At 65.9% G+C, this 12,664-nt stretch carries 8 protein-coding genes; 5 read left to right on the top strand and 3 right to left on the bottom strand.

The window, feature by feature from the left end; all coding sequences use genetic code 11:
* Positions 1 to 6 precede the first annotated feature (6 nt).
* A complete protein-coding gene (locus VN634_01965; protein ID HXC49627.1) occupies positions 7 to 3,186 on the bottom strand; it encodes a DUF4215 domain-containing protein in 3,180 nt (1,059 codons plus the stop codon).
* A 468-nt stretch (positions 3,187 to 3,654) separates the two neighbouring features.
* Between VN634_01965 and VN634_01960 the strand changes: the two genes are divergently transcribed.
* The 3 genes from VN634_01960 (at position 3,655) to VN634_01950 (ending at position 7,426) form a co-directional block, all read left to right on the top strand.
* Positions 3,655 to 4,851 (top strand): amidohydrolase family protein, encoded by a 1,197-nt coding sequence (locus VN634_01960; GenBank protein ID HXC49626.1) that lies wholly within the window; start codon positions 3,655 to 3,657, stop codon positions 4,849 to 4,851.
* 132 nt (positions 4,852 to 4,983) lie between these two features.
* The gene (locus tag VN634_01955) at positions 4,984 to 5,748 is read left to right on the top strand and encodes an SDR family NAD(P)-dependent oxidoreductase (protein HXC49625.1); all 765 of its coding nucleotides are present in this window, start codon (positions 4,984 to 4,986) and stop codon (positions 5,746 to 5,748) included.
* 19 nt (positions 5,749 to 5,767) lie between these two features.
* Positions 5,768 to 7,426, top strand: coding sequence for a class I adenylate-forming enzyme family protein (locus VN634_01950; GenBank protein ID HXC49624.1), 1,659 nt, complete (start codon positions 5,768 to 5,770; stop codon positions 7,424 to 7,426).
* Between the two features lie 93 nt (positions 7,427 to 7,519).
* On the opposite strand, the gene VN634_01945 is transcribed toward VN634_01950, so the two are convergent.
* Entirely contained in the window at positions 7,520 to 9,901 is a 2,382-nt protein-coding gene (locus VN634_01945) for an SMP-30/gluconolactonase/LRE family protein (protein HXC49623.1), read from the bottom strand.
* Positions 9,902 to 10,195: 294 nt separating this feature from the next.
* Between VN634_01945 and VN634_01940 the strand changes: the two genes are divergently transcribed.
* Both VN634_01940 and VN634_01935 read left to right on the top strand, forming a co-directional pair.
* Positions 10,196 to 11,179, top strand: coding sequence for a Rieske 2Fe-2S domain-containing protein (locus VN634_01940; GenBank protein ID HXC49622.1), 984 nt, complete (start codon positions 10,196 to 10,198; stop codon positions 11,177 to 11,179).
* Between the two features lie 79 nt (positions 11,180 to 11,258).
* Positions 11,259 to 11,951: a hypothetical protein gene (locus VN634_01935; protein HXC49621.1), complete on the top strand. Its 693-nt coding sequence runs from the start codon at positions 11,259 to 11,261 to the stop codon at positions 11,949 to 11,951.
* A 73-nt stretch (positions 11,952 to 12,024) separates the two neighbouring features.
* On the opposite strand, the gene VN634_01930 is transcribed toward VN634_01935, so the two are convergent.
* Positions 12,025 to 12,555 carry a hypothetical protein gene (locus tag VN634_01930; GenBank protein HXC49620.1) on the bottom strand — a complete coding sequence of 177 codons (531 nt, stop codon included), beginning with the start codon at positions 12,553 to 12,555 and terminating at the stop codon, positions 12,025 to 12,027.
* Positions 12,556 to 12,664 lie beyond the last annotated feature (109 nt).

Raw genomic sequence — 12,664 nt, 5'->3', positions numbered from 1 at the left:
AGCGTCTCAGCGCGTCTCGACGACGAGGGTCGGCAGCGGATCGAGCGCCGATCCCGTCGACGAGGTCGCATGCTGCACGGTCAGCTGGAAGTCGCGCAGCGACGGGCCGGAGACCGGATCGTACGAGCACTCGACGAGCGTCGCCGGTCCCTGCACGCCGACGACCGAGACGATGGAGACCGCCACGACCTCGTGCCGGTCGTCCCATCCGATGGCGGAAAGCGTCGGTGCACCGACCTTGATCGTACACCGCGGCTTGCCATCGCCCTTCGCGGGAATGAATCCGGCCGCGTCGGCGAAGCGCAGGGAAAACTCGACGGCGCCGAGCTTCTCGTCCGACGTCATTCGCACGACGAGGCCGGTCGGCAGCGAGCAGCCCTCGGCGAACAGGCCGACGGCGGAGCGAAGCGCGGCGAGCGCATCGCTGGCGGTCACGCGATCGTCGCCGTTGCGATCGCAGTTTCGCAGCGGGCAGCGCGTCGCGAGACCCGTCGCCCGCTTGAGCACCTTGAGCGCATCCGTTGCCGTCACACGCAGGCCGGAGCGGCTGAAGAACCCGCAATCCGGATCGAGCACGCACCGGCTCGTGCAGCCGTCGCCGTCGGCGAGGTTGCCGTCGTCGCATTCCTCGGGACCGATCTCGACGTAGCCGTCGCCGCAGACCGGAAGGCTGCAGTCGGACAGGCACGAGTCGTTGTTGCCGCTGGTATCGCCGTCGTCGCACGTCTCGACGCCGGCGCGAACCACGGCATCGCCGCACCTGGCCACCCGGCAGTCGTTCAGGCAGCCGTCACCATCGACATCGTTCGCGTCGTCGCATTCCTCGTGTCCGGCTTCGACGAATCCGTCGCCGCAGAAGGCGTCGCGGCAATCGACGCACGAGTCGGTGTCGGTCGTGTTGCCGTCGTCGCATTGCTCATCGCCGGTCACGACAAAGCTGCCGCATCCCGTCGGGCGGCAGGTGCGATCGCATCCGTCGGCGTCTACGTCGTTGCCGTCGTCGCACTGCTCGGGCTCGTCGGGCTCGCCGTTGCCGCAGCTTCCGCGCGTTCTCGCGAACCGGATCACGTTGCTCGACGACTCTCGCGCACGCCACGCGACGCCCCATGCTTCGCCCGCGCGGACCAGCTCCGGATTGAGATCCTTGGCCGGATCCTCGCGCGCCTCCGGATCGACCAGCCGCGGGCCCGTCCAGGACGCTGCGCCATCGTGCGAGAACGATGCGACGATATCCGCATCGAGGCCCGCGCCGGCCGAATGCGACGACCACGCGAGGCCGAACAGTCCGTCGCCGGCGGCCTCGAGCGAAGGATAGAGGTCGCGCACGGGAGTCTCGCCGTTCCACGGTGCGATGCCGGCAGGATCGCTCCATTCCCCGCCGCCGCTGTCGCGCCGGGAAACATAAATGTTGGAGTTCAGCGAGGCGGTCACCTCATCCCAGTCGGCGCGTGCGAATGCGATGACCCATTGGTCTTCGTCGGCCGCGACCGAAAGAGCGCGCTGAGGCAGGCGTACGTCTGCAGCTATGACTTCCTGCTCCGACCAGGTTTGTCCGTTGTCGGACGACCACGCTCCGGCGACCGAGTCGGGTCCATCCCAATGCCAGTCTCTCCAGATCGCGAGCCACTGGCCGTCTTTGTCGGTCGCGACGGCGAGGTCGCGCTCGCCGCACACGCCGGCGGCTATCGTCGTCGCTTCGGTCCATGACGATCCCGCATCGAACGAGCGTGCCGAACGCAGCGCGCAGATGAGCACTTTGTCCTTGTAGTCGATGCAGCCGGGATCCTCCCAGCAGGACACGTACTCGACGACGGCTTCGCTCCACGTCGCGAGCCAGACGCCGTCGCCGCCAGGGGTCAGCGCGATGTCGGAGATCCCGACGTACCCGCCGAAGAAGCCCTCGACGAAGCCGACCCCGGCGTACAGAACCGAATCCTCGCTCCACGTCTGACCACCGTCGGCCGACTGGCGCAGCAGGATCGCACCATCCCGGCGCGGCCATGCGGCAAGCGCCACGCTGTCGCCGTCGGTCGCGATCGTTGCGCCGAGCCGAGAATCGTAAGGGTCGAAATGAAACGTTTCGGAAAGGGACCATTGCAACGCGCCGTCGCGCGAGCTCGCGATGCTGGTTTCCATCTCATCGTATTCGTCGGCTGGGCTGTAATCCGGCCATGTCGCTGCCCACCGGCCGTGCACGTCGCCGATCAGTCCGGGCCGCGCCAGGAAGTACGTGTCGTCGCCGGCTGGCGTCGTACCGAGCGAGATCGGCTTTTCGAAGACCTCGGCGTCGGGCTCGAGCGTGGTCGTCGTCGTGCTCGTGGTCGTCACCGGGGCATCGCCCGACACGATTCGGCGTGCAACCCAGCCGGCCTGCTCCGCAACGTTCTGCCATGCAACGATGCTGCGATCGCCGTCTTCGCGAACGAGCACGAGTGGAGCAACCTGATCCAGATATGGAAATTCGCTTGCGGGAACCGGCGGATCGGCCGTTCCGCCCGGATGCACCAGCATCGCGGAGACTGCCGAGGTGCCCTCGCGCCATGCGACGACGATGCTGCCGTCCGATTGAAGAAGGCCGTTGGCCGCCAGCAGGACGGACAGGCGGTCCTGCTTGAAAAGAAGACGTGGCGCAGTCGTCGCCACGCCGTCACCGCCGAACGAACGCCCGACCAGGCCGCGGGTGTAGTCGCTCCACATCACGAAAAACCCGTCGTTCGTCGCGGTCAGCGCGAACGGTCCCCAGCAAGGGCCGCCGCCACAGATCGCAGTGGAAACTTCGAGGAAGCCGTTGCGGTCGATCAATCGAAGATAGCCTTCTCGCAGCACCACGATCCGGCCGTCCGCAGCGCAGTCGTACGGAATCCCGGACGAGCCGTACACCATTCCGATCTCGATCGGTTCCGCGACGGCGTTGCCGTCGGCCGAACGCCATGTGGCAAACAGTGTTCCAATGTTCGGATCGGCGCAGTGCCCGGGCTGCGATTCCTGGCAACGGAACTCGACGAAGCCGGTGGTGCCGTCTCCGGCCGGACATGCGAACTCGCGCGTGCGCTCGTCGGTCGTCGGCCGGAATTCATGACCGATGGCACGGAGCGCGGCGTGCGAAACGCACGGAGCGAGTGCAGCAACCAGGCCGGCAATGAACGCCGAACGTCTTCGCGTAAGCGTGCGCAACGAGGCGACCATGCCTGACGTCGATGCGCCGGTCCAGAGCCGAATGCCGGCAACCGTCGCTTCGGATTGCGTCGACGACTCACGATGTAGCTTCGCTCACACATCGATGAGCGCGCCATGCGTACCGCGCTGGACGATCTCGACCGAAACATGGCGCCGTAGAGGAACGCGAACGTCGACGAGCGGGCGTCGGTCGCCGGTGACCAAAAGCGCGTGCCGGCTCAACGTCGTTTGCGAAAGCAGCCCGGAATCGCGGGCGGCGGCCAGGATTTCGCCTGGACTGCGTCACGGGGGACAGGCGGCCTTGTCTGTCCAGGTAGAACGTGTTCTCTTCTGGCCCTGGCGGGCCGGTTTTTCCCGGCTTCGGCGCGGCCGGCATGCGCGGAGAAGGGCAGTAGCCGGGCGCAACGACGCTGACCGGGCCAGCCCGGCTGCGGTCGCGGAAGGCCGAAGACCCGCCGCGACCGAAGGAGTCACGCGATGACCGAGCTCGACTACCTCAGCTTCGACGGCGACAACCACTACTACGAGACGCGTGACGCGTTCACGCGTCACATCGAGCCGAAGTATCGCGACCGCGCGGTCCGGTGCGTCCAGACCAGCGACGGCGCCGAATCGATCCTGATCGGCGAGCGCCCGTTCACGTTCCTGTCCGACATGGAGCTCAACTACGACGTGACGCTGCGGCCGGGCTCGCTGCGCGATTATCTCCGCTACCTGACCGGCGAGAACGCGGCCAGCGACGACGGCGTCAAGCAGCCTGTCGAGCCGGCGTTCGTGCATCGCGATGCGCGTCTCAAGCGGATGGACGAGCAGAAGCTCGAGAGCGCCCTGCTCTTCCCGACGCTCGCCGTCTGTGTCGAGCACTTCATGAAGGACGACGTCGAGCTCAGCTATGCGAACATTCGCGCGTTCAACCGCTGGCTCGACGAGGACTGGGGTTTTGCATTCAAGGATCGCATCTTCGCCGCACCGATCCTGTCGCTGCTCGACCCGGTCGAAGCGGTAAAGGATCTCGAGTGGGCGCTTTCGCGCGGCGCGCGCATCATCGGCATGCGCCCCGGGCCGCAAGGCGGCAAGTCACCGGCCGATCCGGTCTTCGATGCGTTCTGGTCGCGCGTCAACGAAGCGAAGCTCGCGGTCGCGTTCCACGTCGGCGAGTCGGGTTACAACGAGATGATGTCGGTCGCGTGGGGCGAGCAGGCCAATCCGAGCTCGCACAGCCAGTCGGCGTTCCAGTGGTGCAACTTCTACGGTGACCGTCCGATCATGGACACGATGTCGGCGCTCATCTTCCACAACCTGTTCGGACGTTTTCCTGATGTGCGCGTGGTCAGCGTGGAAAACGGCTGCCTGTGGGTGCCGTACCTGCTGAAAGCGATGGACAAGATGAAAGGCATGGGGCGCAACGGCCCGTGGATCGGCGGACGCTGGTCGGGGCGGCCGAGCGAGGTATTCCGCCGGCACATCTACGTGTCGCCGTACCATGAGGAAGACATCCCGCATCTGGCGAGCCTGATCGGTACCGAGCACGTCGTATTCGGCTCGGACTATCCGCATCCCGAGGGCCTGGCCGATCCGGTCGACTTCGCGCACGGCTGCGAACCGCTCGGTCCCGCCGCAACGCGGATGATCATGCGCGACAACCAGCGGCGGCTCGTCGGCCTCGACGCGTAGCGGGCAGAGAACACCGGCAACACCAGGCGCGCCGATCCGGGATCGGCCACGCTCCACGACCATCGCGATCATGCGGATGCCAGGACAATCCCTGATCGGCCAGATGCAAAGACCGACCGCGAAAAGGAATCCATGCCGAAAGACTTCGTGAACAAAGTTGCGCTCGTGACCGGCGGTGCCGGCGCCGGGATCGGAAGCCACGCGGCGCGCAGGATCGCCGAGGAAGGCGGAGCGGTCGCCATCGTCGACATCCACGAGAAGCGCTGCCGCCTTGTTGCGGAAGAAATCGCGCGTGATACCGGCGCGCGCGTCGAAGCGTTTCCCGGCGACATTGCCGATCGCGCGCGCATGCAGGCCGTGATCGGCGAGATCGAGGGCTCGCTCGGACCGATCGACGTGCTCGTCAACAACGCCGCCGAGAACGTCCTCGCACCGATCCGCGAGTTCACGATGAAGGACTGGGACCGCGTGATCGACGTCGACATCACCGCCGCGTTCCACCTCGTGCGGCTGATCCTTCCCGGCATGATCGAGCGCCGCCGCGGCGCGATCGTGAACATTTCGTCGATCGCCGGCTGGCTCGGCGATGCGAACGAGGGCCGCGAGGCGCCGTATGCGTGCGCAAAGGCCGCGCTGTTCGGTCTCACGCGAAGCGTCGCGTTCGAAGGCGGGCCGTTCGGCGTGCGCTGCAACGCGATCGCGCCCGGGCTGATCTGGAGCAAGTTCGTCGCGCGCTACGCCGACCAGTTCCAGCCCGAGGTCGACCGCACGCCGCTGCGCCGCTTCGGCCAGCCGGAAGAAGTGGCCGAGCTCGTCGCTTTCCTCGGTTCGGATCGCTCGGCGTTCATCACCGGCGAGGCGATCAACATCAGCGGCGGCTGGTACATGCGGCCGTGAGCACGCACGGAACGCCGGCTTGAGCGATCTCGGTCCGCAGAACGCGAGCAGCGCGTCGCGGGACTTCTGGCGCGAGCTCGAACGCGAGCATCATCTCGTCGCCTCCGCGCGCCCTGCGATACCCGGCAACGGTCCGCAGAACGTCGCGGAGATTCTCGCTGGGCCACTCGCGCGCTGCCCTGACCGCGTCGCGCTCGTCGGCCGTCACGCTCGCTACACATATCGTGAGCTCGACGACGCCGTCGCACGCGCTGCCGGCGCCCTGGCCGCGCTCGGCATCGGTCGCGGTGATCGCGTGGCGGCCTGCACGCCCAATCATCCGGACATCGTCATCGCGTACCTCGCCACGATGCGGCTCGGCGCGATCTGGGTCGGCATCGCGCGTGCGCTCGCGGCCGTCGAAAAAGCCGCGCTGCTCCGCGACGCCGGCGCGTCGGTTTTCATCGGCGACCGCGCCGCGTGTGCACAGATCCAAGCCAACCCGGTCGCAACGCTGCGGCACACTCTTGTTAGCGAGGCCGGCGACGCAAGCTGTTCGTGGGCATGCGCAGTCGCCGCGGCAAAGACGGACGCCGCCGCGCGCGTCGAGATCGATCCGTACGCACCGGCGGCCATCGCGTACACGAGCGGCACGACGGGATTTCCGAAAGGCGCCGTGCACAGCCAGCACAACCTGCTTCTGCCCGGCGCCGTGGCTGCCGCGACCGGCGCGTATCCGAACGGACAGGTCCAGGGCGTACTGCTGCCGCTTACGGTCCTCAACCTGATGGTGCTTGTGCCGACGCTGGTGTTCCAGATCGACGGCACGTGCGTCTGCATCGACCGCGTCGATGCGCTCGGGATTGCAGAATGGGTGCGCACCGAGCGCGTCGCGCATTTCGCGGCCGTGCCGGCGATCTACCACGATCTTCTTACGCATCCGGAAGTGCGCGGTGAGGATCTCGCGTCGCTTGCGACGCCGGAAGTCGGCGGCGCCGAATGTCCGCCGTCGTTCCTTCGGCTCTATCGCGAGCGTTTCGGAAAGAACGTCGCGATCGGTTACGGAATGACCGAAGCGCCGACCGCCGTCACGCGTTCGCTCGGCGATCGCGAGCCGGAGCCCGGACTGATCGGCCAGCCGCTGCCGCAGATCGCCATCGATCTGATCGACGAGGATGGGCGCAGGGTTGCCGACGGTGAAGTCGGCGAGATCTGCGTCGCCGCAGCACATGACGGCGCGTTCGCCGGCGTCTACACGCCGATGCTCGGCTACTGGGACAAACCGGATGAGACCGCCAGGGCGCTGCGCGGCGGCATGCTCCACACCGGCGATCTCGGCATGCGCGATCCGGCAAGCGGCCAGCTCTACATCCGCGGCCGCAGGGGCGACCTGATTCTTCGCGGCGGCGCCAACGTGTATCCGGCCGAGATCGAGCGTGTGCTGCACGGCGATCCGCGAGTCGCCGCGTGTGCCGTGCTCGGCATACCGGACGAGCGGCTTGGCGAACGCGTGATCGCGGCGGTGCAGCTTGCGGACGGCGCCGATGTCGCAGAAGACGAGCTCAAGGAAATCTGCGCGGCAAATCTCGCGCGCTACAAGATTCCGGAACGATTCCATTTCGTCGCGAGCATTCCGCGCAACTCGATGGGAAAGATCGTCAAGCGCGAGCTTCGCGCACAGCTCGGCCTCGACGACTGACGGGAACGGTCGAAATCTTGCCGACCATACCGTAGGCAACCTACGCATTAGTCGTGCAGTTGGTGCCCCAGGTCGCCCAACGCCGATTTCGCCTCACGGCTCCGGATACGCCATTCGATAGAGGGAGCTCGCCGTCGTGACGTACAGCGTTCGTTGCAAGCCGTCACCGGCGACGGCGCAATTGGTGACTGGCTCCGGCAGGGCGACGGTTGCCCATTTCACCGCTTGCCACGAGATGGCGACGAGGCCGTCCGGCATACCGACGAACAGCGTTCCCGAAGCCGGATCGCTGCAGATGCCCGACGCACCGGAGTAGCCGGCGTACCCGCGTTCCAGGTACGAAAAGAGCGGCTCTTCGATGTGATAGCGACGCAGCAACGCGTTTGCCGGATCCGCGACGAACAGATGGGTGCCTCCACGGGTCAGCTCGATCCCCACGGGTTGTTCGGGAGAACGGAACGAATCGATCCGTTCCAGCGTCCCGTCGACCTCCAGGCGATAGACCTGATTGAAGAACTGTTCGCGGTCGGCATCAGCAACGCCAAAAGACGGGTCGCTGAAGTACACATGGCCGGCGCCGTCCGTGGCGACGTCGTGTGGCGAATTCAGCCGCAGGTCCTGATAACGATCGGCGAGCACGGTCGTCGTTCCGTCGGCTTCGGCGCGCACGAGGTCGCGTGCGCCATACTCGGCGGCGAGCAGCCGTCCGTCGGGATCGAGCGCAAGGCCTGCGGCACCGTTGAGCCCGAGCGCCAGCGAAGAGATCGTCTGCGCAATGGGGTCGAATTCGTAGACCGCGTCGTTCGCGTGATCGGTCAGGAGAAGCGTCTGCGTCGTGTCGCGCCAAAGCGGGCCATCGGCGGCAACAAAACCGGATGCGACCACTTCGGCCGGCCCCAACCGATCGAGCGGATTGCGGGCGCTCTGCACCGCGATGTCTTCGAGATAGACTATGCCGGCCTCGGCGCCATTGTCCGGCGTAAGCGAGCTGAACGATTCGAATGCGATCCCGTCCGTAACCTGGAGGCCCGCCGACGAGTCGAGGGCGTCGACCTGCCACGAATCCGGTTCGTAATTTCCCGGCATGAACGAGCTTGCCTGAAGCCTCGCTGCGCCGTGCTCGGTCGAGATGCGGAAGCGCGCCCACTCGTGGGCATCGTTCCACAACTGCAGCTCGATTCCGGCAAAAGAGGCGAGATCGGTGACGACCCCGCCGAGAACCCGCTGCAACCGGAGCACCGGCACGCCACCTTCTTTGCGCAGCTGCACCCGGTACGCGTTGCCTGCGCCGTCGTCGCGCAGGCTCAGTCGCCATCCCTGGGTTTCTGCGTCGGTGACGCGAAAATGGATGCGCACATCCACGTCGCGTCCGATGTTTGCCGCATACATCCGCGCTTCTGACGGATGAGCGAGGCGCGGCTCGAGCCTTGCTGCGTCCTCGCCGGTGTCGGCGAGTGCAGGTTCGGCGGCTGCGACCCACGGCGATGGCCACGCATCCTGCGGCAGGCCGTCGAAATCCTCGGCGTAAAGGACGCGCGCACTGCCATCGCCTCCGCAAGCGGCGTCGAGCGGACCCGCCCAGGGAGCGGCGATCTGCATTCCGCAGTCGACCATCGATTCGGTGACGCACGACGCGCAGCTGACCAGATCGGAGACGCTGGCGACCGTCCGGTAACAGCGCCCGGTGACGGGACTCTCGACACCGATGCACGTGGCCGGCATGCCGATTTCGCCTGCCGCAATGTCGTCGCTGCCTCCCGACCCCGCGACACCGCCAGCTAGGCCGTCGCAGCTTCCATCGGGCCCGCCGCATGCGCCACAGACCTTCTTCACGAAGCTCGTGCGGTACTTGTCGAGCAACGTCGAGAGGCTCGAGCCGGGACTCGCACGACATTCGGATACCAGAGGCCCGTCGACCGATTGTCGCAGGCATTTCTCGATCGCCTTCGATCGCTTCTGCAAGTACTTGTTCGATGCGCTCGCGAGAACCTGCTGGCAGCGCGCTACGCCGCCATCGGGAGGCTGGTTGACGAAGTTTCTGTAGAACAGAGACGAGAGGATCCAGCCCTGCGATTCACCCTGGCACTGCGCACACGTGCCGATCCAGCCGGCCGCAGGCAGCAGGATGCCACGCGTCCAGTCGGCGTAGTACTCGAAATCGCACGCGCCATGGATGGACGCGTTGCACGAAAAATCGGTCGACCCGAAATCGTAGATGGTCGCGGCTTCGCTGCCGGTCGTCGTGGAATCATCCCACGGGCATGAGTCCGTACGGAGCTTTTCGAAATCGTCGTAGACCTTCGAAAATGCGTCGTAGTAGTCGAAGCTGTTGCAGACAGATCCGACCGTGCCGTTCTCTTCCTGCTCGCGCTGCAGGCATTCGGTCCAGACCTGGTTCGACCCGCGCAAGAACTGCGCACTCGCCTTGAGAAGCCCGGCACGGCACGAGCGCGCGACGGCAGCGTGCGGAAACATGGACACTGCTGCAGTCACAGCAGCAACACACGACAAATTGACGAAGCGTTTCAAGATCCACCCCCGGCTTTGAAGCGGCGGAATATAAGGGGCGTCCGGACTAGCGGCAACAGCGACAACCCGGTCAACTCGCCTTCTGGCAAGCCCCCGATATTGCGGCCTTTTGCGGCGGGGTGCGCCTGCGGTGGACACGGCCCGGCCGGCGCCTATAATGCGCGACTGGAACACGTTCTAGCTGCCGCCCGAAGCGAATGCGCAGCGGTTACAGCGGAAATCCGCGAACCAGGAGACCATATGACGCCCCAGCAGACCGCGACTCCCGCACCGAGCACCCCGCGCATCTCCCTGCCGCCGTTTCCGAACGGCTGGTTCAACGTCTGCTATTCGCACGAAGTCCAGGCGGGCGAGGTCAAGGCGGTGCACGCGATCGGCCGCGACTTCGTCGTGTTTCGCGGCGACGGCGGAGCGGCGCACGTGCTCGACGCGTACTGCCCGCATCTCGGAGCGCATCTCGGCGTCGGCGGAAAAGTCGAAGGCGACAACATCCGCTGTCCGTTCCACAACTGGTGCTGGAGCGGCGAGACCGGCGCGTGCGTCGACGTTCCGTACGCGAAGCGGATTCCGGCGAAGGCGCAGATCGGCAAGCCCGTCGTTCGCGAGCAGAACGGGTTCATCCTCATCTGGCATCACGCCGAAGGCATCGCGCCGGAGTGGACGCCCGAGATCGTTCCCGAAACACTCTCGGACGACTACTACGTGCATGGCCGCCGCCAGTGGGAGCTGACGGCCCATCCGCAGGAGCTGTACGAGAACGGCTTCGACGTCGCGCATTTCGGAACGCTGCACGGAATGAAAGTGCGCGGCGTCGTCTACGACACCGAAGGCCCGATCTGCAAGCTTCATCTCGACTTCGAGCGCGATTCGGTGCAGTCGAGCGCCGAAGGCATGGCGACGATCCGCTCGTTCATGTTCGGCCCGGGGCTCTCGCTGACGCGCGTCAGCGGCATGATCGACGGGGTTTCGGTGCAGTCGCTGACGCCGCTCGACCCCGAGCGCATGGTGCTGACGCACAACTACTATGTGCATCGCGACTCCAACAAGGAAGCGGTCGCCGATTTCTTCGACTACTACGCGAAGGACTGGGAGCTCGACATGCCGCTGTGGAACAACAAGCTGTTCCGCGAAAAGCCGAACCTTGCCGAAGGCGACGGCGACATCTCGCGATTCCGCCGCTGGTACAAGCAGTTCTATTCGACGCCGGTCGAAGTCGCGTTCTGAACCGGGGTGAATTCATCAAGATCAGCATCCGTGATCCGGAAGGTCTTTTGTTCGCGGTTCCCGCAGGCGCAACGACACCGTGAGAGCCTGCTCGAGAATCATTTTTCTGGCCGCCGCTCTTCTCGGAGCCGGTCTGCCTGCATGGTGCCTGGCCGATTCCGACCTCGCGGTGCGCGTGGAACCCGCGGCACCGTCGTCGTTCGAGCCCGTCGCCATCGTGATCGATGCGGTCTCGCCGGATCTCTGTGTTCCGCAGCTCTCCAGCGTGAATAGAACGGGGAGCGGGATCGACATCGTCCTTTCGGAGCCGCTCGCCCCGTGCGCGGCAGTCGTGACCCCGTGGAAGGTGCGCGCAGAGCTCGGTCTCCTCGCTCCGGGATCGTACTCCGCCAGCGTGCGCCTGGAACACCCACCGCAAATCCCGCCGCAGCCGCTCGGCGACATCGCATTTGCTGTCATCGACCGGCTTGGCGGCTCGCTTCATGGAGCAGACCTGCGCCGGACCGTCTGCAGGAACCGCACGACCGGGCAGCGGGTCTCCGTTGCCGGCAACGCCAGCTCGGCGAACTGTGAGGCCGCCGGACTGATTGTCCGGGACGGCGACCGGATCGCAATTCGTTTGCTTGGACGAATGCCGCGCTACGAAATGTGTGCCGGCATCGCAGGCCTGGAGTGCTCCGCCGGCAACTGCGTGGACGATCCGCGCGACGATTGCGAGCCGGACATCAGCGCCGACTGCCCGGGAATCTGCGTCGGCGCGCCGCCGAAGTAGCGACGTCCGGGAAACCCTGCGGCTACGAGCGCCGGAGCAGCTCGACGTGCAAAAAGCTTCCGACCCTGGCCTCTTACCGTTCTGAGCAGCTCTCGATTTCCGCCCTGCACGTTTCGCGCAGGCACGTAAGAAGCAACGGCCCGGTGCACGGCGTACACGAGCCGCCTACGACCGCGGGGCAGACGAATGAACAGCACGAGTGCAGGCAAGCGATCGTTTCGTCATACTCGATTCGGTCGACGTCGCAGAGATCCTCGGGATGAGCCAGCCCGATCAGAGCGTCCGCACACGGCGCGCAGGTTTCCAGCGTGGTCGTTGTCGAATCGCACGGCGGGCACGCGAGCTCGCCTTGTCCTCCGATGGCAACGCGAAGACAGCGAAGTGCATCGGAAATCTCTATCGAACCTGACCCGTTGACGTCGCAGACACATTCGCTGCACGGCCTTGATCCTATGCTGGCCCTGGCGATGTAGAGACAGTCGGCGATAGCCGGTTTGTCTCCGTCGGTGATCGGCCGGGCGCACGCATCAGCCGCAGCCGCGGGCGAGACGAGCGCAAGGGCAAACCCCAAAGACCAGATCGCGCGGGCCACCATGGAAGTCATGGAGGCATCCTCACCCGCCGACGCGGCAATCGTCAAGTGCGGAGCGCCGGTATCGCAATTGGCGGCCACAGCGGGATAGCACGTACCGTTGCAATCCTGGGATTGGAGG

This window comes from Candidatus Limnocylindrales bacterium (assembly GCA_035571835.1).
In the GTDB taxonomy this organism is placed as follows: domain Bacteria; phylum Desulfobacterota; class Binatia; order UBA1149; family CAITLU01; genus DATNBU01.
This window is presented reverse-complemented; position numbering and strand designations above follow the sequence as displayed.

Bases quoted from the DNA above. Each gene is read 5' to 3' on its own strand.
- VN634_01960 (HXC49626.1), top strand. From the start codon at position 3,655: ATGACCGAGCTCGACTACCTCAGCTTCGACGGCGACAACCACTACTAC.
- VN634_01930 (HXC49620.1), bottom strand. From the start codon at position 12,555: ATGACTTCCATGGTGGCCCGCGCGATCTGGTCTTTGGGGTTTGCCCTT.
- VN634_01955 (HXC49625.1), top strand. From the start codon at position 4,984: ATGCCGAAAGACTTCGTGAACAAAGTTGCGCTCGTGACCGGCGGTGCC.
- VN634_01945 (HXC49623.1), bottom strand. From the start codon at position 9,901: ATGTTTCCGCACGCTGCCGTCGCGCGCTCGTGCCGTGCCGGGCTTCTC.
- VN634_01940 (HXC49622.1), top strand. From the start codon at position 10,196: ATGACGCCCCAGCAGACCGCGACTCCCGCACCGAGCACCCCGCGCATC.
- VN634_01965 (HXC49627.1), bottom strand. From the start codon at position 3,186: ATGGTCGCCTCGTTGCGCACGCTTACGCGAAGACGTTCGGCGTTCATT.